Genomic DNA, 25,131 nt, shown 5'->3' on the forward strand with positions numbered 1-25,131 from the left:
TATGCTCAGTGTATTGTAAAGGATATAAGCTAGACGGAATTTGGGCTTGTATCTTTTAATGGAGGAATACAACGCAGCAACAATTTTTTTGTTCACGACACTCACGTTGGTTAAATACGCATTACGCGAAACGCATCCATGATCTCACGGAAGACATGGGTTATTACGTTACGAATAAATTTATCAGGAAATAAAAATGAAATTTATGAAGCCAAAATATCTGGCGCTCTTTATTGCGGCGGCAACCAGCTCCGCATTTGCAGCAGCGCCAGGTGCACCGACGATCGGCTATGGCAATGACAAATTTGCCCTGGTGGAAGTGGATCAGGCTGCCCAGGATTATAACAATCTTGTCAAAGTGCATAACGATGGCGTGGATGTAAAAGTTGAGTGGAACGTCTGGAGTGGTGATGCGCCAACTTCAGCGAAAGTTCTGCTGGACGGACAAACCGTATGGACCGGCGCAGCCGGCGCGACGGGCTCTGCAACGTTTAAAGTGAAAAAAGGCGGGCGTTATCAGGAACAGGTTGAAGTCTGTAACGCCAGCGGCTGTGCGAAAAGCGCCAGCAAGCTGATTATTGTGGCAGACACCGACGGTAGCCACCTGCTGCCGCTGAATACGTCTCTCAAAGAGAATAACAAAGCGTTTGCGAAGCATACCGATAAAGTGGTTGCGGCCTACTTCCCGGAGTGGGGCGTTTATGACCGTAACTTCCCGGTTGATAAGATCCCTGCGGCAAACCTCAACCACATTCTTTACGGCTTCATTCCAATCTGTGGCGGTGACGGCATCAACGACGGCCTGAAAACCATTGAAGGCGGCAACAGCTTCCGCGTGCTCCAGAACGACTGTAAGGGCCGACCTGACTATACCGTGGCGATCCACGACCCATGGGCTGCGCTGCAAAAACCACAGGCTGGCGTCTCCGGCTGGGACGACCCGTATAAAGGTAACTTTGGCCAGCTGATGGCGCTGAAAAAAGCGCATCCGGACCTGAAAGTGCTGCCATCTATCGGCGGCTGGACGCTCTCCGATCCCTTCTTCCACATGGGTGACCCGGCTATCCGCGCACGCTTTGTCTCTTCTGTGAAAGAGTTCCTCCAGACCTGGAAAATCTTTGACGGCGTGGATATCGACTGGGAATTCCCTGGCGGCGGCGGTGTGAGCGAAAACCTGGGCAATCCGCAGCAGGATAAAGCGACCTATACCGCGCTGATGCACGACCTGCGCACCATGCTGAACGAGCTGTCTGCACAGACGGGCCGTACCTATGAACTGACCAGCGCCATCGGTGCAGGCCGCGATAAGATCGAAGACGTGGATTACACTGCCGCTCAGCAGTACCTCGACCACATCTTCCTGATGAGCTATGACTTCTACGGCGGCTGGAGCAACACCGTTCTCGGCCACCAGGCGGCGCTGCGCGCGCCAGCATGGCGTCCGGACACTGACTACACCACTGAAAATGGCGTTAACGCGCTGCTTTCCCAGGGCGTACAACCAGGCAAGATCGTGGTGGGTGCGGGAATGTATGGCCGCGGCTGGACCGGCGTGCATGGCTACACCGGTAACAATCCATTCACCGGCACCGCTACAGGTATGGTGAAAGGGACCTGGGAACCCGGCGTGGTTGACTATCGTCAGATCGTTAACGAATACAAAGGCAAACCAGGCTGGGAATACGGCTACGACGCTGATGCGGAAGCCCCTTACGTCTTCAACAAAACTACCGGCGACCTGATCACGTATGAAGATGCGCGTTCAACCACGGCGAAAGGTAAGTATGTTCTGGCGAATAAACTGGGTGGCCTGTTCGCATGGTCTATCGACTCTGACACCGGTGACATCCTGAACGCGATGAACGAAAGCCTGCTGGGCGGCGACGCTACGCCGGTTGATCCGGTGGTCACCAACCACGCGCCAATCGCGTCCTCTGCCGACCAGAACGTGTCTGGCCCGGTAACCGTCACGCTCGATGGCTCTGCTTCAAGCGATCCTGATGGCGATGCGATTACCTACAAATGGACTCAGGTCTCTGGTCCGTCGGTCACCATCACCAACAGCACCAAAGCGAAAGCGACCTTTAACGTTGCCGCCGCGACGTCCGACCAGACCATGGTGTTCCGCCTGACGGTGACCGATGCAAAAGGCCTGAGCAACGCGATTGATATCCAGGTGGTGAACAAGGCGCCGAAAGCTAACCAGGCACCGGTTTTAAACCCAATGGAAGCGATCACGCTTGAATCAGGTGAAACCTATGCGCTGCATGCCCAGGCCGCGGATCCAGACGGAGATGCGTTGACCTACGCCTGGAGTGTACCAGCAGATATGCACGCTACCGGGTCTGACTCCGCGAACGTGAACATCACTGCGCCGGAAGTGAGCTCGACGTCTACCTACACCCTGAGCGTGGTGGTGAGCGACGGTAAGACCAGCGTGCAGTCTAACGTCCAGGTCACCGTGAATCCGAAAGCGGCGCCTGCACCTGTGCCAGATGACGAAGACACTAACCCGGCGGATGACGTTACCCCTCCGGCTGATGATGTGACTCCACCGTCTGACAAAGGGAGCTGCGATGCACCTGTGGATGCTAACGCCAGCAAATATGCGGCGTGGGAATCCAGCAAAATCTACAACGGTGGCGATACCGTAAGCTTCGACCATCTGGTGTGGAAAGCGAAGTACTGGACTCAGGGCAATCAGCCTGGCTTCGGTGTGGATGCATGGGAGCTGGTAAGCAACGTGAAGATGAACTGGCGTTCTGACCTGGTCTACAACGGCGGCGACACCACCACCTATGAAGGAAACGTTTACCGTGCGAAATGGTGGACCCGTGGTGATAATCCAGCCAACAGCGACGTATGGGTAAAAGAAGGCGCATCAACAGACTGCAAATAATCTAACCCATTAATGACTCCCCCTTTTAGAGGGGGAGTGATTCAAAATTCATTTTACAGGATGTTGGTAAGGAGAAATAACCGAAACTGTCAGCAGGTAAAAATGAAAAAGTTGATTTTGTTGTTATTGATAATAAGCCAAAGCGCTCTGGCAAACTGTTGGAATAAAGCGGCGCATTATTATCATGTCGACCCTTATTTACTGTACGCGATAGCGAATGTGGAATCCGGAATGAACCCGTATGCGATTGGGCAAAACCGCGATGGCACGCGGGATGTCGGGCTGATGCAAATCAACAGTTCGCATTTTACAGCGCTGGAAAGCAGAGGAATCGACGAATACCGGTTAATCACGGAGCCGTGTACCTCGATCATGGTCGGGGCTTCTATCCTTGCCGGGATGATCAGGGTGTATGGCTATAACTGGGAAGCCGTTGGCGCGTATAACGCCGGACTGAAAAAAGAAAATTATCCGCAGAGGATGAAATATGCCCATAAGGTCTGGGCCAAATATCAGCAACTGAAATTAGCAGCACGTTATTAACGTTTTTTATTTTTGAAGAATTCCTGAAGGTGTTCTTCGAAAAGTGAAAACAGCTGAATGTGGTTTATGTATTAACGGAGTAATACCTAAGCCGGGATTTTAACATTTAATTTTAAACGAACAGGAAAACTGAAATGAACAAAAGGACGTTACTGAGTGTACTCATTGCGGGAGCCTGCGTGGCGCCACTCATGGCTCAGGCTGCTAACCTGAAGGAGACCAGCAGTGAGCCGTACACCATCAAAGCCAGCGATCTGGCGAAGAAAGAGAAGGAACTGACGGACTTCCCGCTGATGGCTTCGGTTAAAGAGACCATCCAGACGCTGGATAACGCGCAGGTTGAATTGATTGAGCCAGGCCGGGCGGCGAACCCGGACAACGTTAAGCGCGTTGAAGGGATTGTGAAAGCCAGCGACTGGGAATATCTCTTCCCGCTGCGCGCGCAGGCCTATACCTACAGCAACTTCCTGAAAGCCGTGGGTAAATTCCCGGCGCTGTGTAAGACCTACAATGACGGTCGTGACAGCGACGCCATCTGCCGCAAAGAGCTGGCCACCATGTTTGCCCACTTTGCCCAGGAGACCGGCGGCCACGAAAGCTGGCGTCCGGAAGCCGAATGGCGTCAGGCGCTGGTCCACGTACGTGAAATGGGCTGGAGCGAAGGGCAGAAGGGCGGTTATAACGGCGAATGTAACCCGGACGTCTGGCAGGGGCAGACCTGGCCTTGCGGTAAAGATAAAGACGGCGATTTCCTGAGCTACTTCGGTCGTGGTGCGAAACAGTTGTCCTACAATTACAACTACGGTCCATTCTCTGAAGCGATGTACGGTGACGTGCGTACGCTGCTCGACAAACCTGAGCTGGTGGCGGACACCTGGCTGAACCTGGCGAGTGCGATCTTCTTCTTCGCCTATCCGCAGCCGCCAAAACCAAGCATGTTGCAGGTGATCGACGGTACATGGCAGCCGAACGACCACGATAAAGCCAACGGTCTGGTTCCGGGCTTTGGTGTGACCACCCAGATCATCAACGGCGGCGTTGAGTGCGGCGGCCCGACTGAAATTGCGCAGTCTCAAAACCGTATCAAGTATTACAAAGAGTTCGCGAACTACCTGAAAGTGCCTGTTCCGGCGAACGAAGTGTTGGGTTGCGCCAACATGAAGCAGTTCGACGAAGGTGGCGCAGGCGCTCTGAAGATTTACTGGGAACAGGACTGGGGATGGAGCGCGGATACCCCGGACGGCAAAACCTACTCTTGCCAGCTGGTGGGTTACCAGACCCCGTTCAGCGCATTTAAAGACGGTGACTACAGCAAGTGCGTGCAGCACTTCTTTAACGTGAAAATTGTTAACGACGAGGGTTCTTCCGAGACCCCGGACGAAACGCCGGTCACGCCAACACCGACGCCATCTGGCGATGAAACGCCGGCACCAACCCCAACGCCGGATGAAACGCCGGTTGTGGTGAACCACGCGCCGGTTGCGCAGATTGCCGGTCCGATCGGTGCAGTGGAAGCGGGTGCGCAGGTTTCTCTGAGCGCCGAAGGCTCTACCGATCCAGATGGTAACACGCTGACGTATACCTGGCGTTCCCAGGATGGTCAGACTGTTACCGGTCAGGACAAAGCGGTTGTGACCTTTACAGCGCCAGAGTCTGCGACGGCGCAGCAGTATGAAGTGAGCCTGACCGTCAGCGATGGCGAACTGAGCAGCACCACGTCTTACCTGCTGAACGTGAAAGCGAAAGCGGCAACGCCATCCGGAGAAGATACGTCTTACCCGGCATGGAGCGCGAACAGCAAGTACAACGCCGGTGATATCGTGAACAACCACGGTAAACTGTTCCAGTGCAAACCGTTCCCGTACAGCGGCTGGTGTAACAATGCGCCGACGTACTATGAACCTGGCGCAGGTCTGGCATGGGCTGAAGCCTGGACGGCCTTATAAACAGCAAACGGCAACCCCCAGGGTTGCCGTTTTAGTGTCTGCACCCTCTCCCTGTGGGAGAGGGCCGGGGTGAAGGCATCAGTACGCACTCTCTGTTTTTTGCCGGGTGGCGCTGCGCTTACCCGGCCTACATGAGGCTGGAACGCTTACCGGTGCAACTTCCCGTGATCCCGTAACCACGCAGCCGTACGCACTATCCCTTCATCCAGCGATACAATCGGTTTATATCCCAGCTCGTTCTCCGCCCGCGAAATATCCAGCGTAAAATCAAAGTTGAGCTTCGACACACCGTAATGCGTCAGCGCAGGCTCTTTCGCCGATTTACTGCCAAAGCGCTCCATGCTGCGGGCAATCATGTCCAGCATCGGGTAAGGAACGGAACGGATCCGGCAGTCGATTTTTAACTCGTCAATCAGCCTTTGCACAATGCTGCGCAGGGTACAGGGTTCGCCGTTGGTGATGTTGTACGCGCGGCCCGACACCAGCTTATCGCATTCCGGCTGGCTCGCCAGCCACATGGCGTGAACGGCATTTTCGTAATAGGTCATGTCCACCAGCGCATCGCCGCCGCGCGGTAACAGCACGCTGCCGTAGTGGTGCATCATCTGGGCCAGTCGCGGGATAAAGACTTTGTCGTGCGGCCCAAACAGGCTCTGCGGACGCAGCACGGTAAAGCGGGTGTGCGGGTTTGACTGGGCCAGCAGGTCGATCACCTCTTCGCCCGCCGCTTTACTGCGGGCAAACTCACAGGCGAAGCGCGCCGGGCGGAAATCTTCCTGAATATCACGATGGTGGTGATAGTCGAAATAGAGCGACGGGGAGGAGATATGAATAAAGTTACGCACGCCCCAGGCGACGGCCCATTCGCCCAGACGGCGCGTGGCGCGCACGTTGGCGAGATCAAAGGCTTCCTGGGTACCCCACGGAGAGGTAAAACTGGAGCAGTGCCACAGCGTATCGATACCGGCGAGCATCACCTTGGCCTGAGAGGAGACCAGTTCCGTCAGATCGGCATGGACAAATTCAGCGCCCATTTTTTGCAGGAGCTTACCCATCGCCTCATTGCGACCGGTGGCCCTCACGCTGATGCCTTTGTTGCGCAGAAACTCGACCGCATTTCGGCCTAAGCCGCTGGTCGCCCCGGTAACCAGTACCTTCATAACAATCCACTGTGTTGAAAAGAATTTCGTGCGCATTCTTTCGTGAATTACGATGTGTTGCAATGGGAAAGGTGAAAGATTAAGAGTTTTATTTAGTTATTTTCCCGCTTTTCTTCTGCCAGTTGCGCAATCCGTTTCGCCATTCCGCGGAAGATAAACAGGTGTGCCGGGATCATCAGCAACCAGTAAAACAGACCCGGCATTCCGTGCGGATGCCACCATGCCCGAACGTCCAGTTCACGATGGTCGCCGTTGTCCTTGAGGGTGAAGCAGAGCCGCCCCAGCCCCGGCGCCTTCATGCCAAACAGCAGCGCCAGCTGTTTTTCCGGCTCAACAATAATCACTTTCCAGCTGTCGACGGTATCGCCCACCTTCAGCCAGGGATGGGCAGGGCGGCCTTTTGCCAGCCGGTGACCGACCAGCAGATCCAGCGCGCCGCGCGTTTGCCACAGAATATTGCCGAAGAAATAGCGCTCTTTGCCGCCGATCTGGTTCACAACTTCCCACAGCGCTGCCAGGCTGGCCGTGGTTTTTACCGTACAGCCCGCCTGTTTAGGATAATAGCCGTACTCGGGCCGCCAGCGGGCAAACGCCTGCGCGTCATAACCCCAGTCGCTGGAGTTCACCAGCTTCTCTTCCTCTTTCAGCGTATTGCGCACCGCGTCGTCAAAGCGGATCAATTCCTGAGGGATTAAGGCGCGCAGCGCGCGATCGTCCGCCAGCAGATCGTGCTTCAGCCCCTGGATCAGCGCTTTGGCGGTCGTCGGCGGCACGGAGGTGATCACATTCAAAAACCACACCGATATCCAGCGGGTCGGGAAAGGGATGGGGATCAGCCAGCGGCGGCGGCCGCTCACCCGCATAAAATGTTCGAACTGCGCCTGATAGCTCAGCACTTCCGGGCCTGCCGCCTCCAGCACGCGATGCTGCTCCGCCGGGTGATCCAGCAATGCCACCAGATAGTGGAGTAAATTCTCCAGCGCAATGGGCGTGGTGCGTGAGCGTACCCAGCGCGGCGGCGTCAGCACGGGCAGGTTGTAGACCATATCGCGCATCACTTCGAATGCGGCGGAACCCGCGCCGACGATGATCCCCGCCCGCAGTTCGGTGACGGGTATATGGGCGCTTCGCAGCGTTTCTGCCGTCAGTTGCCGGGCGCGCAGATGGTCTGACTGCTCGTGCTCAGGTGCCTGGAGCGAGCTTAAAAAAATCACCTGCTTCACCGGCGTTTGCCGCAGCGCATCACGAACGTTCATCGCCACCTGACGCTCGTGGGCGATAAAATCGCCGCCTTCGCCCATGCTGTGGACAAGGTAGTAAAGCGTATCGACCCCTTCCAGCAGCGCAGGAAGCGCTTTCGGCCAGTTAAGGTCAACGTTGTGACACGTCACGCCAGGCAAATGTAGCTTTTGCAGGCGTTCCGTGTTGCGTGCCGCTGCCAGCACCTGGTGCCCCTGCTGGCTTAACGCAGTGGTCAGATGCTGACCGATATACCCGCTGGCGCCGAGCACCAGAATACGTTGCGGCACGGTATGCTCCTTAACGCTGTAAAAATGCCTGCCAGTGTTTCACCACCTCGGTCAACTGCTCGCGGTTAACGTCAAGGTGCATCACCAGCCGCACGACCGGGGAGGCGTTAATCAGCACGCCACGGGCTTTCATAAAGTCGCCCAGCGCGGCAGCATGCTCATCGCCGACGCGGACAAACAGCATGTTGGTGTCGTGACGCATGACATCAGCGCCGATTTCACGCAGCTGCGCTGCCATCCACGCTGCATTGTCGTGATCGTTTTTCAGGCGTGACACGTTATTTTTCAGGGCGTACAGTCCGGCTGCCGCCAGAATACCCGCCTGACGCATCCCGCCGCCGGTCATTTTGCGCCAGCGGTTGGCGCGCCTGATGTAGTCCGCGCTGCCAACCAGCAGGGAACCTACCGGCGTACCCAGCCCTTTAGAGAGGCAAATGGTGAACGAGTCGCAATATTGGGTGATCGCTTTCAGCTCGCAGCCGTACTCCACCACGGCGTTGAAGATACGTGCGCCGTCAACGTGCAGGCCGAGCTTGCGCTCACGGGTAAAGTCCCATGCCGCTTTCAGGTATTCGCGCGGCAGGACTTTACCGTTATGGGTGTTTTCGAGGCTCAGCAGTTTAGTGCGGGCGAAGTGAATATCATCGGCTTTGATTTTCGCCGCGACCTTGTCCAGCGGCAGCGTACCGTCCGGCGCGGCGTCAATCGGCTGCGGCTGGATGCTGCCAAGCACCGCCGCACCGCCGGCTTCGTACAGGTAGTTATGCGCCCCCTGGCCGACGATATACTCCTCGCCGCGCTCGCAGTGGCTGAGCAGCGCCACCAGGTTAGCCTGCGTGCCGGTGGGCAGGAACAGGGCAGCCTCTTTACCGCTCAGCTCTGCCGCATAGCGCTGGAGTTCGTTGACCGTCGGGTCATCGCCGTAGACGTCGTCCCCGACCGGGGCGGCCATCATCTCTTCGAGCATGGCGCGGCTCGGACGGGTAACGGTATCACTACGTAAATCAATCATTTCACATCCCTTTAATCTAAGAGGTCTTGTGAAATGTTTTACCTGAGCCAGTTGGTTTTTGCCAGTTCGATCACTTCGTCACCGCGCCCGCTGATGATGGCGCGCAGCATGTAGAGGCTAAAACCTTTGGCCTGTTCCAGCTTGATTTGAGGCGGGATCGCCAGCTCTTCTTTGGCGACCACCACATCCACCAGCACCGGGCCGTCGATGGCGAAGGCGCGTTGCAGGGCGTCGTCCACCTCTGAGGCTTTCTCCACCCGAATACCGGTGATACCGCAGGCTTCGGCGATGCGGGCAAAGTTGGTGTCGTGCAGTTCGGTGCCGTCCGTGAGGTAGCCTCCGGCCTTCATCTCCATCGCCACGAAGCCCAGAACGCTGTTGTTAAAGACCACGATTTTCAGCGGAAGCTTCATCTGCGCCACCGACAGGAAATCCCCCATCAGCATACTGAACCCGCCGTCGCCGCACATCGCCACCACCTGACGTTCCGGTGCCGTCGCTTTTGCGCCCAGCGCCTGCGGCATGGCGTTGGCCATTGAGCCATGGTTGAACGACCCAAGCAGGCGACGTTTGCCGTTCATTTTCAGATAGCGCGCGGCCCAGACGGTGGGCGTTCCTACGTCGCAGGTGAAGATGGCATCGTCGTCGGCGAAGTGGCTGATCTGCTGCGCCAGATACTGCGGGTGGATCGCTTTTTCGCTCGGTTTGGCGAGATCGTCCAGCCCCTTGCGCGCATCGCGATAATCGCTCAGGGCTTTATCGAGGAATTTGCGGTCCGTTTTTTCTTCCAGCAGCGGCAGCAGGGCGGCGAGGGTGGATTTGATATCGCCGATAAGCGCCATATCCACCTTGCTGTGCGCGCCGATGCTGCCGGGATTAATGTCGATCTGGATAATTTTGGCATCCGTCGGGTAGAACGCGCGGTACGGGAACTGGGTGCCGAGCAGGATCAGCGTGTCGGCGTTCATCATGGTGTGGAAGCCGCTGGAAAAACCGATCAGCCCGGTCATGCCGACATCGTACGGGTTATCGTATTCAACGTGCTCTTTCCCGCGCAGGGCGTGCACAACTGGCGCCTTCAGCTTACCGGCAAATTCCACCAGCTCTTTATGCGCGCCGGCGCAGCCGCTGCCGCACATCAGGGCGATATTGCTGGAGTATCGCAGCAGCTGCGCCAGCTTTTTCAGCTCTTCATCGGCAGGGGTAATGGTTGGCTGGGGCGCAGAGTACCAGTGGGTGGTGGCGGTTTCAGGTGCGGCCTTCAGCGCCACGTCCCCCGGCAGCACAACCACCGAAACCCCGCGATTCAGGATCGCCTTACGCATGGCTATCGCCAGCACCTGTGGGATCTGCTCCGGCGATGAGACCAGCTCGCAATAGTGGCTGCATTCACGGAACAGCTCCTGCGGATGCGTCTCCTGAAAATAGCCGCTACCGATTTCAGATGACGGAATGTGAGCCGCAATCGCCAGCACCGGAACATGGTTGCGGTGACAGTCGAACAGACCGTTGATGAGGTGCAGGTTTCCCGGTCCGCAGGAACCTGCACAGACGGCGAGTTCACCCGTAAGCTGCGCTTCGGCACCGGCGGCAAAGGCGGCGACTTCTTCATGGCGGGTGGGCATCCACTCAATAGTTTTCATCTTGTTAAGGCTATCGCTGAGTCCGTTCAGAGAATCGCCAGTGACGCCCCAGATACGCTTTACGCCAGCCTGCTCAAGGGTTTTCGCTATGTATGCAGCCACAGTTTGTTTCATGGTTGTCCGTCTCCTTTTTGTGATATCGCTTACAAGCTTAGAAGAAAGTCGCTGTATTGCCTGCTCAGTATTCCTTAAGTACAGGTGGTTTTTCTGCGCGACGCGCCTGGCAAAGTCAAAAAAATAACGGGCTGCCGTACAGGCAGTAGGCACAATGTAGGCCGGGTAAACGTAGTGCCACCCGGAAAAAAGCCCGGTGGCGCTGACGCTTACCGGGCCTACAGGAGTCACAAAGGCAAATGAGCTGGCCTGCACGGACAAAAAAGCCCGGTGGCGCTGATGCTTACCGGGCCTACAGGTGAACCACGACAGATTATGCGAGCACAAGATCGCCCTGCGGATGGCACGAACATGCCAGCACATAGCCCTCCGCGATTTCCGCGTCGGTCAGCGTCATGGTGCTGGTGACCGTGTACTCACCGGAAACCACTTTGGTCTTACAGCAACCGCACACCCCGGCGCGACAGGCCGCTGCCACCGGTACGTTGTTGCTTTCCAGCGCTTCAAGCAGCGTGGTGCCCACGCGGCCAAAGAAGGTCTGCGCCGGTTGCAGCTTCGTGAACTTCATCCCGCTGGTCGCCGCTTCCGCTACAGGCGTGAAGAACTGCTCTTTGAAGAAGCGGGTCACGCCGAGCGCTTTCACTTCTTTCTCCACGATCTCCATGTACGGCGCCGGGCCGCAGGTCATCACGATACGGTTCGCAATATCCGGCACGCTTTGCAGCAGCTCTCGGCTCAGGCGCCCCGCGACAAAACCGTGCGTCGCGTTGTGCTCAGCCACCAGCGTCACCGGATAGTTGCGCCATTCTTCGGCAAAAATCACATCTTCCGGGGAACGAACGCTGAAAATCACCTGCACGTTGGCCTGAGGTCGGTATTTCGCCAGCCAGCGACGCATCGACATAATCGGCGTCACGCCACAACCCGCCGCCAGCAGCAGGAATTTATCTTCCGTCTTGTCGTCACAGGTAAACTCGCCCTGCGCGTCAGACAGCCAGATGTAATCCCCGCGCTTCACGTCCCGGGTCAGCCACTCGGATCCTGCGCCGTCATCAATACGACGAACGGTGAGCGTAATGTACTCGCTCACGCCCGGCGTGGAGGAGATCGTGTAGGCGCGCAGAGTATCCGCCGAATTACGCACGCTCACCAGCGCATACTGGCCCGCGCGGTACGGATAATAGTCATGGCACAGCAGCGACAGCGTCCACACATCCGGCGTCTCCTGATGGATGTGATGAACCTGCATCCGCCACGGACATTGTGAGGTTGGCATGGTCATGAGTTACTCCTTACGCGCTCAGCAGTTGCTTCATATCATCTTCAACGTTGGTCACAGAACGCAGACCAAATTTCTCGTTCAGGATGGCCAGCAGGTCCGGCGTCAGGAAGCCTGGCGCGGTCGGCCCGGTGACGATGTTGGTCACGCCGAGAGAGAGCAGGGTCAACAGGATAACGATCGCTTTCTGCTCGAACCAGGAGAGCACCAGCGACAGCGGCAGATCGTTCACGCCGCAGCCCAGTTTCTCTGCCAACGTGACCGCCAGAATGATGGCTGAATATGCATCGTTACACTGACCCGCATCCACCAGGCGCGGCAGACCTTCGATGTTGCCGAAGTCCAGCTTGTTGAAACGGTACTTACCGCAGGCCAGGGTCAGGATCAGACAGTCTTCCGGTACGCGGGTGGCGAAATCGGTGAAGTAGTTACGTTCCCCGCGCGCGCCGTCACAGCCGCCGATCAGGAAGATGTGACGCAGTTTTTCACGGCTGACGAGATCAATCAGGGAATCCGCCGCACCCAGCAGGGTTTCACGACCAAAACCGACGGTGATGAGGTGCGGAATTTCGCTGTACGGGAAGCCTGCCATCTGCTGCGCCTGAGCGATAACCGGACCGAAATCGTCGCCTTCAAGGTGGCTCACGCCCGGCCAGCCGACGATGCTGCGGGTCCAGATACGGTCGTCATACGCGCCGACGGTCGGGTCGATGATGCAGTTAGAGGTCATGACGATTGGGCCAGGGAAGCGGGCAAACTCCACCTGCTGGTTCTGCCAGCCGCTGCCGTAGTTACCGATCAGATGCTTAAATTTACGCAGCTCCGGGTAGCCGTGCGCGGGCAGCATTTCGCCGTGGGTATAAACGTTAACGCCGGTGCCTTCGGTCTGCTTCAGCAGGTTGTAGAGATCTTTCAGGTCATGACCGGAGATCAGGATGCATTTGCCTTCGGTCGCTTTGACGTTGACCTGCGTTGGCGTTGGGTGGCCGTAGGTGCTGGTTTCACCGGCATCCAGAATGCTCATCACTTTGAAGTTCATCTGGCCGATTTCCATCGAGCATTCCAGCAGGGCGTTCATATCGGAAGGCCAGGTGCCCAGCCAGGCCATGATTTTGTGGTACTGGGCGTAAATAGCGTTGTCGTACTGGCCGAGTACGTGCGCGTGTTCCATATAGGCCGCAGCACCTTTCAGACCGTACAGGCACAGCAGGCGCAGGCCGAGGATGTTTTCGCCAATCGCCGCTTTGTCTTTATTGGGAGTAAATTCTGCGGCCTGACGCTGTAGCTCGCCCAGGTCGTCGCTCACCAGCTGTAGCTCCGCCATCGGGTTGTCCACGCGGGCGCTGGCGTCGGCATTCAGGCACTGCGCTTTCAGGGCTTCACGCAGGGCAATCGCTTCGCGGGCATAGCCCACAATGCGTGGAGAATCGAAGTTAACGTTGGTCAGCGTGGAGAAAAATGCGCGCGGCGCAAAGCTGTCGACATAGTGATCAACAATGCCATATTCACGGGCTTTGAAGGCCCAGGCGGACAAGCCTTGCAGCGCCGCAATCAGCAGATCCTGGAGATCGGACGTTTCTGCGGTTTTGCCGCACATACCCTGCGCGTAAGAGCAGCCGTTGCCTGCTGGGGTACGGATGGTTTGTTCACATTGCACACAAAACATAATCACACCTGTTAAAGTTATATTTGAGATACATGTTTAAGGTTATGCCTGTGCCACAACGGAGAAAAGTGCTTTCTTATACTAAGTGGAGGGTTATTGATTTAGCGCAATTTTGGCGGCAGGTTCACTACCGCCAAAGCAGTATCAGGCTGAGAAGAACGCCATCAAAATGGGTACCAGCAGGCTCAGAATAAAACCGTGTACGATGGCGGCAGGAACCATCTCCAGCCCTCCCGAGCGCTGTAATACCGGCAGGGTAAAGTCCATTGAGGTGGCCCCGCACAGGCCCAGCGCGGTAGAGCGGCTGCGGCGTACCAGGCCGGGGATCAGCATGATGGCTATCAGCTCGCGCGCCAGATCGTTAAAGAAGGCGGCGCTGCCGATCACCGGACCAAACGATTCGGTCAGCAGAATACCGGAGAGCGAATACCAGCCGAAACCGGACGCCATCGCCAGGCTGGTTTTCAGCGGCAGATCGAGAATAAAGGCGTTAATCACTCCCCCCGCCAGTGAGCTGGCCACAACGATAACGGCAACCATCATGCCCCGGCGGTTAAGGACAATCTGTTTCAGCGTCATGCCATTATTTCGCAGCTGAATACCAATCAGGAAGAGCAGGAAAATAAGCGTATATTCGCTGGCTTCCGTTGCGTGCTGTAAAAATGCCCAGCCGGTCAGACCCAGTAAAAAACCGAGTACCACCACGCCGCACAGTTTTAATGATTCCAGCGCCATCGCAATACGGGAGGGAAGCTTTTCCTGATGGTGGTGATTTTTCCAGGGAATAGTGCGTTCCAGCCAGAACAGCGCAGCAATATTGCACAGCAGAATAACCACTACCGTAACCGCAGAATAATGCAGGATGGAAAGCAAGTTCGTCGCCAGATTATCCAGGAAGGCCAGGCTGATCCCCATAAAGAACAGAATGACGTAAACAATCCAGCTGAGAAAGCGATTAATAAGCTTTAAGGCCGATTCATGACGCAGCGGAATAAGGTAGCCCACAATCAGGGGCAGAAGAATGATGAGGAGTCCTGAGAACATGAACAGCCGGTCCTTTTGAGTATCAGTTAAGCGCCAGAGACACTACCCAATAAAGGCTGTGAGGTAAAGCTACAAAAAAAGCCGGGTGGTGGCTGCGCCTTACCCGGCCTACAAAGTGCACACTAACGTAGGTCGGGTAAGCTTTAGCGCTACCCGACATTACAGACCGCACTTAATTAATCGCGTTTTTCCAGCAGGGTGCGATACAGCACGCCGCCCAGAATACCGCCGATAATTGGCATCACCCAGAACAGCCACAGCTGTTCAAGCGCCCAGCCGCCCTGGAAAATAGCCACCGCGGTGCTGCGCGCCGGGTTAACGGAGGTGTTGGTCACCGGAATGGAGATGAGGTGGATCAGCGTCAACGCCAGACCAATAGCGATGGGGGCAAAGCCCGCAGGCGCGTATTTGTCCGTTGCGCCGTGGATCACCAACAGGAAGCCTGCGGTGAGCACAATTTCAATCACGATGGCAGACAGCATCGAGTAGCCGCCTGGAGAGTGTTCGCCGAAGCCGTTCGACGCAAATCCGCTGGCCGCGGCGTCAAATCCGGCTTTACCGCTGGCAATTACGTACAGCACCGCCGCGGCAATAATACCGCCAATAACCTGGGCAATAATATAGCCAATAATATCTTTCGCCGGGAAACGTCCGCCCGCCCATAATCCTAATGTGACGGCCGGGTTGAAATGACCGCCGGAAATATGCCCCACGGCGAATGCCATGGTTAATACAGTTAAGCCGAATGCCAGCGCGACGCCGACAAAGCCAATACCTAATTCCGGAAATGCGGCTGCCAGTACTGCGCTACCGCAGCCACCAAACACCAGCCAGAATGTACCAAAGCATTCTGCCGCTAATTTTCTGAACATAACCACCTCAATAATAAACGTCCGCGCCCATTCCTGCGCGAGGGTTATATCGCCATAAAGGGATGACGACTCAAAGAGCCAGTATTTTGAAACCATCAACATCCCTTCGCCACTCAAATAAATTCACTAAATTTGATTTAAGGCAATGTGATGTCAATCCTTGTTCAGATCGGAGGTAATAAGAGCATAGCCCAATAATTAAGGGGCGTATATTCTGCTGTCGTGACCCACAGCCTGCCGCTATACTGCTGATAACTTGAAGGAAAAAGTGGCCGAATTGCGGGGGATGTATGCTACTCGAACGTGTGGAGATTGTCGGGTTTCGCGGGATTAACCGCCTGTCGCTGCAACTGGAACAGAACAACGTCCTGATAGGCGAAAATGCCTGGGGTAAATCCAGCCTGCTGGATGCCCTGACGCTGCTACTTTCGCCCGAAGAGAACTTGTACCACTTCGTTCATGATGACTTCTGGTTTCCGCCGGGGGATGTCAACGGACGCGAGAAACACCTGCATATCATTCTGACCTTCCGCGAATCCGAGCCCGGTCGCCATCGCGTGCGTCGTTTTCGCCCTATGTCGCCCTGCTGGGTGCCCTGTGAAGATGGTTTCCAGCGTATTTTCTATCGCCTTGAGGGCGAAATGGCGCAAAACGACGGGGTGTTAACCCTGCGTGAATTTCTTGATGAGAAGGGAAATCCGATCCCGCTCGATAATATTGACGAGCTTGCCCGCCATCTTATCCGCCTCTCCCCCGTGCTGCGCTTACGAGACGCGCGCTTTATGCGGCGGATCCGTAACGGCACCGTGCCGAATATGCCCGAGGTGGAGGTGACCGCCCGCGAACTGGATTTCCTCGCCCGTGAACTGGTCTCACGGCCGCAGAACCTCACCGACGGCCAGATCCGTCAGGGACTGTCTGCCATGGTGCAACTGCTGGAGCACTATTTCTCCGAGCAGGGAACGGGGCAGGCGCGCCACCGTCTGATGCGTCGCCGCTCGCACGATGAACAACGAAGCTGGCGCTATCTCGATATTATCAACCGCATGATCGACCGCCCCGGCGGGCGCACGCATCGGGTGATCCTGCTGGGATTATTCTCCACGCTTTTACAGGCGAAAGGGACGGTGCGCCTGGATCGGGACGCGCGCCCGCTGCTGCTGGTGGAAGATCCGGAAACGCGGCTGCACCCGATTATGCTTTCCGTGGCGTGGCATCTTCTTAATTTGCTGCCGTTGCAGCGAGTCACCACCACGAATTCCGGAGAGCTGCTCTCTCTGACGCCGGTGGAGTATGTCTGCCGCCTGGTGCGTGAATCCTCGCGGGTCACCGCCTACCGGCTCGGGCCCGGCGGGTTAAATGCCGAAGATGGCCGACGAATTGCGTTTCATATCCGTTTTAACCGTGCCTCTTCCCTGTTTGCCCGCTGCTGGTTGCTGGTGGAAGGGGAAACGGAAACCTGGGTGATAAACGAGCTGGCTCGCCAGTGCGGACACCACTTTGATGCCGAAGGGATCAAAGTGATCGAATTTGCTCAGTCTGGCTTAAAACCGCTGATCAAATTTGCGCGCCGGATGGGGATAGAGTGGCACGTACTGGTGGATGGCGATGAGGCAGGTAAAAAATATGCGGCGACCGTGCGCAGCCTGCTCAATAACGATCGTGAAGAGGAGCGGGAACATCTGACCGCGCTGCCTGCGATGGACATGGAGCACTTTATGTACCGCCAGGGATTTGACGACGTCTTTCACCGCGTGGCGATGATCCCGGTAGATGTGCCCATGAATATGCGCCGGGTGATTGCCAAAGCTATCCATCGGTCGTCAAAACCGGATTTGGCCATTGAAGTTGCGACGGAAGCGGGCAGGCGAGGCGTGGAGTCGGTGCCCACGCTGCTGCGTAAAATGTTCTCCCGCGTCCTCTGGCTGGCTCGCGGGAGGGCCGATTAACGGGCAGTCGCCTGCGAAACCTGTTGGATCAGGCTATCAAGCAGGGCATAGCGGCGGCGGTATTCGGACCGTTTTTTACTCGCAATCTCTTCCATCGGTTTGCGTGGCATGGTCAGTGGCAGGGCAAAGTTGCCGTTATCCTGCTGCTGTCCGCCAAGGGAGCGCCAGAAGCTGTCATAGTCAGCCAGCAATTTTCCCTCTTTTTTCTTGCGATAGCGCCAGCTGCGGTAGATGTGGGTGGCGTTACTCACCGCGAGGATCTGCTCGACCGGGAAGGCGCCTGCCAGCGTCATGACCGCTTCAACCAGCAGACGTTTTGGGAACAGTCCGTGACAGGCTTTGGTCGCCAGCTGAATGTGCTCGTGCGGGACATGCGCTTTCGCCCCCTGCATTCCGCCGATGAAGAGCGTTGGCTTGCCCTGGTATGTGCACAGCGTAAAGGTCAGCTCGGCCAGCACCGTGTTCTGGTGGTCGCAAAAAGTGAGGGTCGCTTCCCCTTCTTTGTCCAGAAACGCATCCGCGCTCAGGCGAACGCTAAACTGCTGCTCCTCTTTGCCCGTTAACGTCACCAGCGTGATGCCCTGGCTGGAGAGGTAGCCGTTCAGCAGCGACGCCGGAAGATGGCGGCTCATCATCTCATAGTGATCGTTCAGTGCGTCCAGCGTAGTCTGGCGGCCCATATTGACGGTCAGCCACGGCCGGTGCAGGCGGCACGGCAGGCCGGGCTGCACGCGCAGGATCTGCATCAGACGGGGCTGTTTTGCAAGGTTTCCAAGCAGGCGCGCAGTGGTGAACGGCGTTGCCAGCGAGCGCAACATAAACTTACGTCGATAGGCCGGATTTTGCCACGCCAGCCCCGGCGTGAGGGAACCCGATGCCAGGCTTTTAAACAGTTGCCAGCCCGATTTAGGCTGGGGCAGCGTTGAATAAGGTGTATCGACGATGGAAGACATGTTAGATCCTGCTTCTGGTGGAATATCGCTATTTCAGCAGGCGCTTTATCAACATCGGGTAAACAATTCCCGACGATTACGGGGATCGGGGGTTTCGTTGAGGAGTGGTTTAGATAAAATCAACGGTGATGATAGCCAGAACAATTATTTGGAATATTTATGAACCTGAAGGGAAAACGCAGAAAGCTGTTTCTGCTGCTGGCGGTAGTGGTGTTAGCGGGCGGATTCTGGTTATGGAAGGTACTGAACGCGCCGGTACCACAGTATCAAACGCTGATTGTTCGTCCGGGCGAGCTGCAACAAAACGTGCTGGCGACGGGGAAACTGGATGCCCTGCGTAAGGTTGACGTGGGCGCGCAGGTCAGCGGTCAGCTTAAAACCCTGTCAGTTGAGATTGGCGATAAGGTTAAAAAAGGCCAGCTGCTGGGCGTGATCGATCCTGAGCAGGCGCAAAACCAAATCCGCGAAGTGGAAGCGACGCTGATGGAGCTGCGCGCGCAGCGCGCGCAGGCTCAGGCGGAGCGTAATCTCGCTCAGGTCACCCTGACGCGCCAGCAGGCGCTGGCGAAAACGCAGGCTATCTCGAAACAGGATCTGGACACAGCCGCCACGGAGCTGGCGGTGAAGCAGGCGCAGATTGGCACCATCGATGCGCAAATCAAACGGAATCAGGCCTCGCTGGATACGGCGAAAACCAACCTCGATTACACGCAAATCGTTGCGCCAATGGCCGGGGAAGTGACGCAGATAACCACCCTGCAAGGCCAGACGGTCATCGCCGCGCAGCAGGCGCCGAACATCCTGACCCTGGCGGATATGAGCACCATGCTGGTGAAAGCCCAGGTATCCGAAGCGGACGTCATTCACCTTAAGCCGGGGCAGAAAGCCTGGTTTACGGTGCTGGGCGATCCGCAAACCCGCTATGAAGGGGTGCTGAAAGATATCCTGCCGACGCCGGAGAAGGTCAACGACGCTATCTTCTACTATGCGCGTTTTGAGGTGCCAAACCCGCAGGGCGTGCTGCGTCTGGACATGACCGCCCAGGTGCATATCCAGCTGACCGGCGTGAAAAACGTGCTGACGGTTCCGCTCTCCGCGCTGGGTGAATCCGCCGGGGACAATCGCTACAAGGTGAAAGTGCTGCGCAACGGCGAAAGCCGCGAGCGGGAAGTGGTGATTGGCGCACGTAACGACACCGATGTGGTGGTGGTAAAAGGGCTGGAAGAGGGTGAGGAAGTGGTCACCAGCGAAACCCTGCCCGGAGCCGCGCAATGACGGCGCTGCTTGAGCTGAATGACATTCGTCGCAGCTATCCGTCCGGCGACGGGCCGGTGGAGGTGCTGAAGGGCATCTCCCTGCGCGTTGAAGCCGGTGAGATGGTGGCGATTGTCGGGGCGTCGGGCTCGGGTAAATCAACGCTGATGAACATTCTTGGCTGTCTGGATAAGCCCACCAGCGGCACCTATCGCGTGGCCGGGACGGATGTTTCCACCCTGGACGGCGACGCGCTGGCGAAGCTGCGTCGCGAGCATTTTGGCTTTATTTTTCAGCGTTACCATCTGCTTTCACACCTGAGCGCGGCGCAGAACGTGGAGGTGCCAGCGGTGTATGCGGGCGTCGAGCGCAAAAAACGCCTTGAACGCGCGAAGGCGCTGTTAACGCGTCTTGGGCTGGCGGAGCGTGTTGATTATCAGCCTTCGCAGCTTTCAGGCGGTCAGCAGCAGCGCGTGAGTATTGCCCGCGCGCTGATGAACGGCGGACAGGTGATCCTCGCTGATGAGCCAACCGGTGCGCTCGACAGCCATTCCGGTGAAGAGGTGATGGCGATCCTGCATCAGCTGCGCGATCAGGGGCATACGGTGATTATTGTCACCCACGATCCGCAGGTGGCAGCGCAGGCGGAACGCATCATTGAGATCCACGACGGCGAGCTGGTCAGCAACCCGCCGCCACGTCAGTCCAGAGCGGCGGCGCCGAAAGAAGCCTTACCTGCGTCCACCGGCTGGGGACAGTTCTCCAGCGGCTTTCGTGAAGCGCTGACCATGGCCTGGCTGGCGATGGCGGCCAACAAAATGCGCACCCTGCTGACCATGCTCGGCATCATTATCGGTATTGCCTCGGTGGTGTCGATTGTGGTGGTGGGCGATGCGGCGAAACAGCTGGTGCTGGCGGATATTCGCGCCATCGGGACTAACACCATCGACGTTTACCCCGGCAAAGATTTTGGCGACGACGAGCCGCAGTATCAGCAGGCGCTGAAATACGACGATCTGGCGGCTATTCAGAAGCAGCCGTGGGTGAACTCCGCCACGCCTGCCGTGTCGCAAAACCTGCGTCTGCGCTACGGCAACATCGACGTGGCGGCCAGCGCTAACGGCGTCAGCGGAGATTACTTCAACGTCTACGGCATGACCTTCAGCGAAGGGGCGACCTTCAACGCGGAACAGCTGGCGGGCAGGGCGCAGGTGGTGGTGTTAGACGCTAACTCGCGCAGACAGCTTTTCCCCAATAAAACCCGTGTGGTGGGGGAAGTGATCCTGGTGGGTAACATGCCCGCCACGGTGATTGGTGTGGCGGAAGAGAAACAGTCCATGTTTGGCAGCAGCAAGATCCTGCGCGTCTGGCTGCCGTACAGCACCATTTCCGGGCGCATTATGGGACAGTCCTGGCTCAACTCCATTACCGTGCGAGTGAAAGAGGGCTACGACAGCGCGCTGGCGGAACAGCAGCTCGAGCGGCTGTTAACGTTGCGCCACGGGAAAAAGGATTTCTTCACCTGGAACATGGACGGCCTCTTGAAAACGGCCGAAAAGACCACACGTACTCTTCAGCTGTTCCTGACGCTGGTGGCGGTGATTTCGCTGGTCGTCGGCGGGATAGGGGTGATGAACATTATGCTGGTGTCGGTGACCGAACGTACGCGGGAGATCGGCATTCGCATGGCGGTCGGGGCCAGAGCCAGCGATGTGCTCCAGCAATTTTTGATTGAAGCGGTGCTGGTGTGTCTGGTGGGAGGCGCGATGGGGATTGCGCTCTCGATGATGATCGCCTTCGCGCTCCAGCTCTTTTTACCGGGGTGGGAGATTGGCTTCTCACCGATGGCGATCCTCACCGCGTTTTTGTGCTCCACCTTTACCGGCATTTTGTTTGGCTGGCTGCCGGCACGAAACGCGGCGCGGCTGGATCCGGTGGATGCGCTGGCGCGGGAATAACCCGAAAATAAAAATGCCAGCCGATCGGGCTGGCATTTTGCCTGCGGGGTGTACACAATGAATCAGAGAGCTATGCAACCGTTTCTGCTTCAACGGGCACGATAAGACTGGCGTGATTGCCTTTTGGCCCCTGGTGTACATCGAACCGGACGGACTGCCCGGCTTTGAGCGTCCTGTAACCATCCATCTGAATGGTGGAATAGTGAGCGAAGATATCCTCGCCGCCGCCTTCGGGGCAAATGAAGCCAAACCCCTTGGCGTTGTTGAACCACTTAACAGTACCCATTTCCATGCTTCGACATCCTTCGTAAATCTTATAAATTAAGATGGAATGAACCGGTGGTGGAGTGGGGGCTGTTCAAAACCTCGCCAACTCACGCTTGTACAATTTAGAGAAACGGAAGAAGCCGTCAAGCGTTTGGCGCTGGAGTTGGGACAATAATCAACCAAAATTTGAGGCAGTTAACGCTATTGCAACAGTTTGTGACAGACATCGCGGATGACAGTAATAGATGATTGTTATCTAACATCTGAGGTAGATTCAAAGTGGTTATGCATAATGGGTAAGACCAACGATTGGCTGGATTTTGACCAGCTGGCGGAAGATAAAGTGCGCGACGCGCTAAAACCGCCATCTATGTATAAAGTTATGTTAATGAACGATGATTACACGCCGATGGAATTTGTTATTGACGTGCTACAAAAGTTCTTTTCTTATGATGTTGAACGTGCAACGCAACTGATGCTTACCGTTCATTATCGTGGCAAAGCGATCTGCGGCATCTTTACTGCCGAGGTTGCGGAAACCAAAGTAGCGATGGTGAACGACTATGCAAGGGAGAACGAGCATCCGTTGCTGTGTACGCTGGAAAAGGCCTGATAAGGCATAAAATTGGGGGAGGTGCCTATGCTCAATCAAGAACTGGAACTCAGTTTAAACATGGCTTTCGCCAGAGCGCGTGAGCACCGACATGAGTTTATGACCGTCGAGCACCTGCTGCTCGCACTGCTTAGCAACCCATCTGCCCGCGAAGCGCTGGAAGCCTGCTCCGTGGATCTGGTGGCGCTACGTCAGGAACTCGAAGCCTTCATCGAACAAACTACACCGGTGCTGCCAGCCAGTGAAGAAGAGCGCGACACGCAGCCGACGCTCAGCTTCCAGCGCGTGTTGCAGCGCGCGGTTTTCCACGTCCAGTCTTCCGGACGTAGCGAAGTGACTGGCGCCAATGTCCTGGTCGCCATCTTCAGCGAGCAGGAGTCCCAGGCGGCCTACCTGCTGCGTAAACACGAAGTCAGCCGGCTCGACGTGGTCAACTTCATCTCTCACGGAACGCGAAAAGACGAGCCTAACCAGGCATCGGATCCCAGCGGACAGATCAACAGCAATGAAGAGCAAGCAGGCGGGGAGGATCGTATGGAAAACTTCACCACCAACCTTAACCAGCTTGCTCGCGTTGGCGGTATCGACCCGCTGATTGGCCGCGACAAAGAGCTGGAGCGTGCCATCCAGGTGCTGTGCCGTCGCCGTAAGAACAACCCGCTGCTGGTGGGGGAATCTGGCGTGGGTAAAACCGCGATTGCCGAAGGGCTGGCCTGGCGCATTGTGCAGGGCGACGTGCCGGAAGTGATTGCCGACTGCACCATCTACTCGCTGGATATTGGCTCGCTGCTGGCGGGCACCAAATACCGCGGTGATTTCGAAAAACGTTTCAAAGCGCTGTTAAAACAGCTGGAGCAGGACACCAACAGCATCCTGTTTATCGATGAGATCCACACCATCATCGGCGCAGGTGCGGCCTCCGGTGGCCAGGTGGATGCCGCTAACCTGATCAAACCGCTGCTCTCCAGCGGCAAGATCCGCGTGATGGGCTCCACGACGTACCAGGAGTTCAGCAACATCTTTGAGAAGGATCGTGCGCTGGCGCGTCGTTTCCAGAAAATCGACGTTACCGAGCCGTCGGTTGACGAAACGGTGCAGATCATCAACGGCCTGAAAACCAAGTACGAAGCACACCACGACGTGCGTTACACCGCGAAAGCGGTCCGTGCGGCGGTGGAACTGGCGGTGAAATACATCAACGATCGTCATCTGCCGGATAAAGCGATCGACGTGATTGATGAGGCGGGTGCGCGTGCACGCCTGATGCCAGCCAGCAAGCGTAAGAAAACTGTGAACGTGGCGGATATCGAGTCCGTGGTGGCCCGCATCGCGCGTATTCCTGAGAAGAGCGTTTCTCAGAGCGACCGTGATACGCTGCGCACCCTCGGCAATCGCCTGAAAATGCTGGTCTTTGGTCAGGATAAAGCCATTGAGGCCTTAACCGAAGCGATCAAGATGGCCCGTGCTGGTCTTGGGCATGACCACAAGCCTGTCGGTTCCTTCCTGTTCGCCGGCCCGACCGGGGTGGGTAAAACCGAGGTGACGGTTCAGCTCTCCAAAGCGCTGGGCATTGAGCTGCTGCGCTTTGATATGTCCGAGTATATGGAGCGTCATACCGTCAGCCGTTTGATTGGTGCGCCTCCGGGATACGTGGGCTTTGACCAGGGCGGCCTGCTTACGGACGCGGTTATCAAGCACCCGCACGCGGTACTGCTGCTCGATGAAATCGAGAAAGCGCACCCGGACGTATTCAACATCCTGTTGCAGGTGATGGACAACGGGACGCTGACCGATAACAACGGGCGCAAGGCCGATTTCCGCAACGTGGTGCTGGTGATGACCACCAACGCCGGGGTGCGGGAAACCGAGCGTAAATCCATCGGCCTGATCCACCAGGATAACAGCACCGATGCGATGGAAGAGATCAAGAAGATCTTCACGCCGGAGTTCCGTAACCGTCTGGACAACATTATCTGGTTCGATCATCTGTCTACCGAGGTGATTCATCAGGTGGTGGACAAGTTCATCGTCGAGTTGCAGGTTCAGCTGGATCAGAAAGGCGTGTCGCTGGAAGTGAGCCAGGAGGCCCGCAACTGGCTGGCTGAGAAAGGCTACGACCGTGCGATGGGCGCCCGTCCGATGGCGCGCGTGATTCAGGACAACCTGAAGAAACCGCTGGCAAACGAGCTGCTGTTTGGCTCGCTGGTGGACGGCGGCCAGGTAACGGTGGGGCTGGATCAGGCGAAGAACGAACTGACGTACGATTTCCAGAGTGCGGCGAAGCACAAGCCGGAAGCGGCTCACTGATTTTCTTTAGTGTAAAAGCCGGGTTTTTAACCCGGCTTTTTTGTGTCCGCTTTTCTCCCTCTCCCTGTGGGAGAGGGTCAGGGTGAGGGCATCAGACCGCACTAAAATACCTCTTCCTGAACA

General features: G+C 56.8%; 18 protein-coding genes. 8 read left to right on the forward strand and 10 right to left on the reverse strand.

Annotated elements, in window-relative coordinates; all coding sequences use genetic code 11:
* Positions 1-196 precede the first annotated feature (196 nt).
* The 3 genes from SK50_RS09755 to SK50_RS09765 all read left to right on the forward strand — a co-directional run bounded on the left by SK50_RS09755 (position 197) and on the right by SK50_RS09765 (position 5,388).
* Entirely contained in the window at positions 197-2,899 is a 2,703-nt protein-coding gene (locus tag SK50_RS09755) for a glycosyl hydrolase family 18 protein (protein WP_048229343.1), read from the forward strand.
* Positions 2,900-3,001: 102 nt separating this feature from the next.
* Complete coding sequence (gene iagB / locus SK50_RS09760; RefSeq protein ID WP_045339555.1) at positions 3,002-3,442, forward strand: type III secretion system invasion protein IagB; 441 nt, start codon at positions 3,002-3,004, stop codon at positions 3,440-3,442.
* A gap of 134 nt (positions 3,443-3,576) precedes the next feature.
* Positions 3,577-5,388, forward strand: coding sequence for a glycoside hydrolase family 19 protein (locus tag SK50_RS09765; protein WP_045343698.1), 1,812 nt, complete (start codon positions 3,577-3,579; stop codon positions 5,386-5,388).
* Between the two features lie 146 nt (positions 5,389-5,534).
* Here SK50_RS09765 and SK50_RS09770 read toward each other — a convergent pair whose 3' ends face one another.
* From SK50_RS09770 to aqpZ, 8 genes are all read right to left on the reverse strand, one after another.
* Positions 5,535-6,548 carry an NAD-dependent epimerase/dehydratase family protein gene (locus tag SK50_RS09770; protein ID WP_017384852.1) on the reverse strand — a complete coding sequence of 338 codons (1,014 nt, stop codon included), beginning with the start codon at positions 6,546-6,548 and terminating at the stop codon, positions 5,535-5,537.
* A gap of 92 nt (positions 6,549-6,640) precedes the next feature.
* Positions 6,641-8,077 (reverse strand): SDR family oxidoreductase, encoded by a 1,437-nt coding sequence (locus tag SK50_RS09775; RefSeq protein ID WP_039271219.1) that lies wholly within the window; start codon positions 8,075-8,077, stop codon positions 6,641-6,643.
* A 10-nt stretch (positions 8,078-8,087) separates the two neighbouring features.
* Positions 8,088-9,089 (reverse strand): low-specificity L-threonine aldolase, encoded by a 1,002-nt coding sequence (gene ltaE / locus SK50_RS09780; RefSeq protein ID WP_032670227.1) that lies wholly within the window; start codon positions 9,087-9,089, stop codon positions 8,088-8,090.
* 38 nt (positions 9,090-9,127) lie between these two features.
* A complete protein-coding gene (poxB, locus tag SK50_RS09785; RefSeq protein WP_032653119.1) occupies positions 9,128-10,846 on the reverse strand; it encodes a ubiquinone-dependent pyruvate dehydrogenase in 1,719 nt (572 codons plus the stop codon).
* Positions 10,847-11,159: 313 nt separating this feature from the next.
* Entirely contained in the window at positions 11,160-12,128 is a 969-nt protein-coding gene (gene hcr, locus SK50_RS09790) for an NADH oxidoreductase (RefSeq protein ID WP_017693710.1), read from the reverse strand.
* Between the two features lie 10 nt (positions 12,129-12,138).
* Positions 12,139-13,791 carry a hydroxylamine reductase gene (hcp, locus tag SK50_RS09795; RefSeq protein ID WP_017384847.1) on the reverse strand — a complete coding sequence of 551 codons (1,653 nt, stop codon included), beginning with the start codon at positions 13,789-13,791 and terminating at the stop codon, positions 12,139-12,141.
* A gap of 144 nt (positions 13,792-13,935) precedes the next feature.
* Positions 13,936-14,835 carry a LysO family transporter gene (locus tag SK50_RS09800; protein WP_015570988.1) on the reverse strand — a complete coding sequence of 300 codons (900 nt, stop codon included), beginning with the start codon at positions 14,833-14,835 and terminating at the stop codon, positions 13,936-13,938.
* A 176-nt stretch (positions 14,836-15,011) separates the two neighbouring features.
* Positions 15,012-15,707, reverse strand: coding sequence for an aquaporin Z (gene aqpZ, locus SK50_RS09805; RefSeq protein ID WP_026080729.1), 696 nt, complete (start codon positions 15,705-15,707; stop codon positions 15,012-15,014).
* Between the two features lie 290 nt (positions 15,708-15,997).
* On the opposite strand from aqpZ, the gene SK50_RS09810 reads away from it, so the two are divergent.
* Positions 15,998-17,656 (forward strand): ATP-dependent endonuclease, encoded by a 1,659-nt coding sequence (locus tag SK50_RS09810; protein WP_017693708.1) that lies wholly within the window; start codon positions 15,998-16,000, stop codon positions 17,654-17,656.
* On the opposite strand, the gene SK50_RS09815 is transcribed toward SK50_RS09810, so the two are convergent.
* A complete protein-coding gene (locus tag SK50_RS09815) occupies positions 17,653-18,609 on the reverse strand; it encodes a VirK/YbjX family protein (protein WP_017693707.1) in 957 nt (318 codons plus the stop codon). The genes SK50_RS09810 and SK50_RS09815 overlap by 4 nt on opposite strands.
* Positions 18,610-18,768: 159 nt before the next feature.
* Here SK50_RS09815 and macA point away from each other — a divergent pair, with 159 nt between their 5' ends.
* Together macA and macB are read left to right on the forward strand one after the other, a co-directional pair.
* Positions 18,769-19,884: a macrolide transporter subunit MacA gene (macA, locus tag SK50_RS09820; RefSeq protein WP_015570985.1), complete on the forward strand. Its 1,116-nt coding sequence runs from the start codon at positions 18,769-18,771 to the stop codon at positions 19,882-19,884.
* Positions 19,881-21,821, forward strand: coding sequence for a macrolide ABC transporter ATP-binding protein/permease MacB (gene macB, locus SK50_RS09825; protein ID WP_015570984.1), 1,941 nt, complete (start codon positions 19,881-19,883; stop codon positions 21,819-21,821). Before macA ends, macB begins: the two co-directional genes overlap by 4 nt.
* Before the next feature lie 70 nt (positions 21,822-21,891).
* Here macB and cspD read toward each other — a convergent pair whose 3' ends face one another.
* Positions 21,892-22,113 carry a cold shock-like protein CspD gene (gene cspD, locus SK50_RS09830; RefSeq protein ID WP_006809408.1) on the reverse strand — a complete coding sequence of 74 codons (222 nt, stop codon included), beginning with the start codon at positions 22,111-22,113 and terminating at the stop codon, positions 21,892-21,894.
* A gap of 267 nt (positions 22,114-22,380) precedes the next feature.
* On the opposite strand from cspD, the gene clpS reads away from it, so the two are divergent.
* Entirely contained in the window at positions 22,381-22,701 is a 321-nt protein-coding gene (gene clpS / locus SK50_RS09835; RefSeq protein WP_006174393.1) for an ATP-dependent Clp protease adapter ClpS, read from the forward strand.
* Between the two features lie 27 nt (positions 22,702-22,728).
* Positions 22,729-25,008, forward strand: coding sequence for an ATP-dependent Clp protease ATP-binding subunit ClpA (gene clpA / locus SK50_RS09840; RefSeq protein ID WP_006809407.1), 2,280 nt, complete (start codon positions 22,729-22,731; stop codon positions 25,006-25,008).
* Positions 25,009-25,131 lie beyond the last annotated feature (123 nt).

The sequence above is a fragment of the Enterobacter sp. BWH64 genome (assembly GCF_001037645.1).
Lineage (GTDB): Bacteria > Pseudomonadota > Gammaproteobacteria > Enterobacterales > Enterobacteriaceae > Enterobacter > Enterobacter hormaechei_C.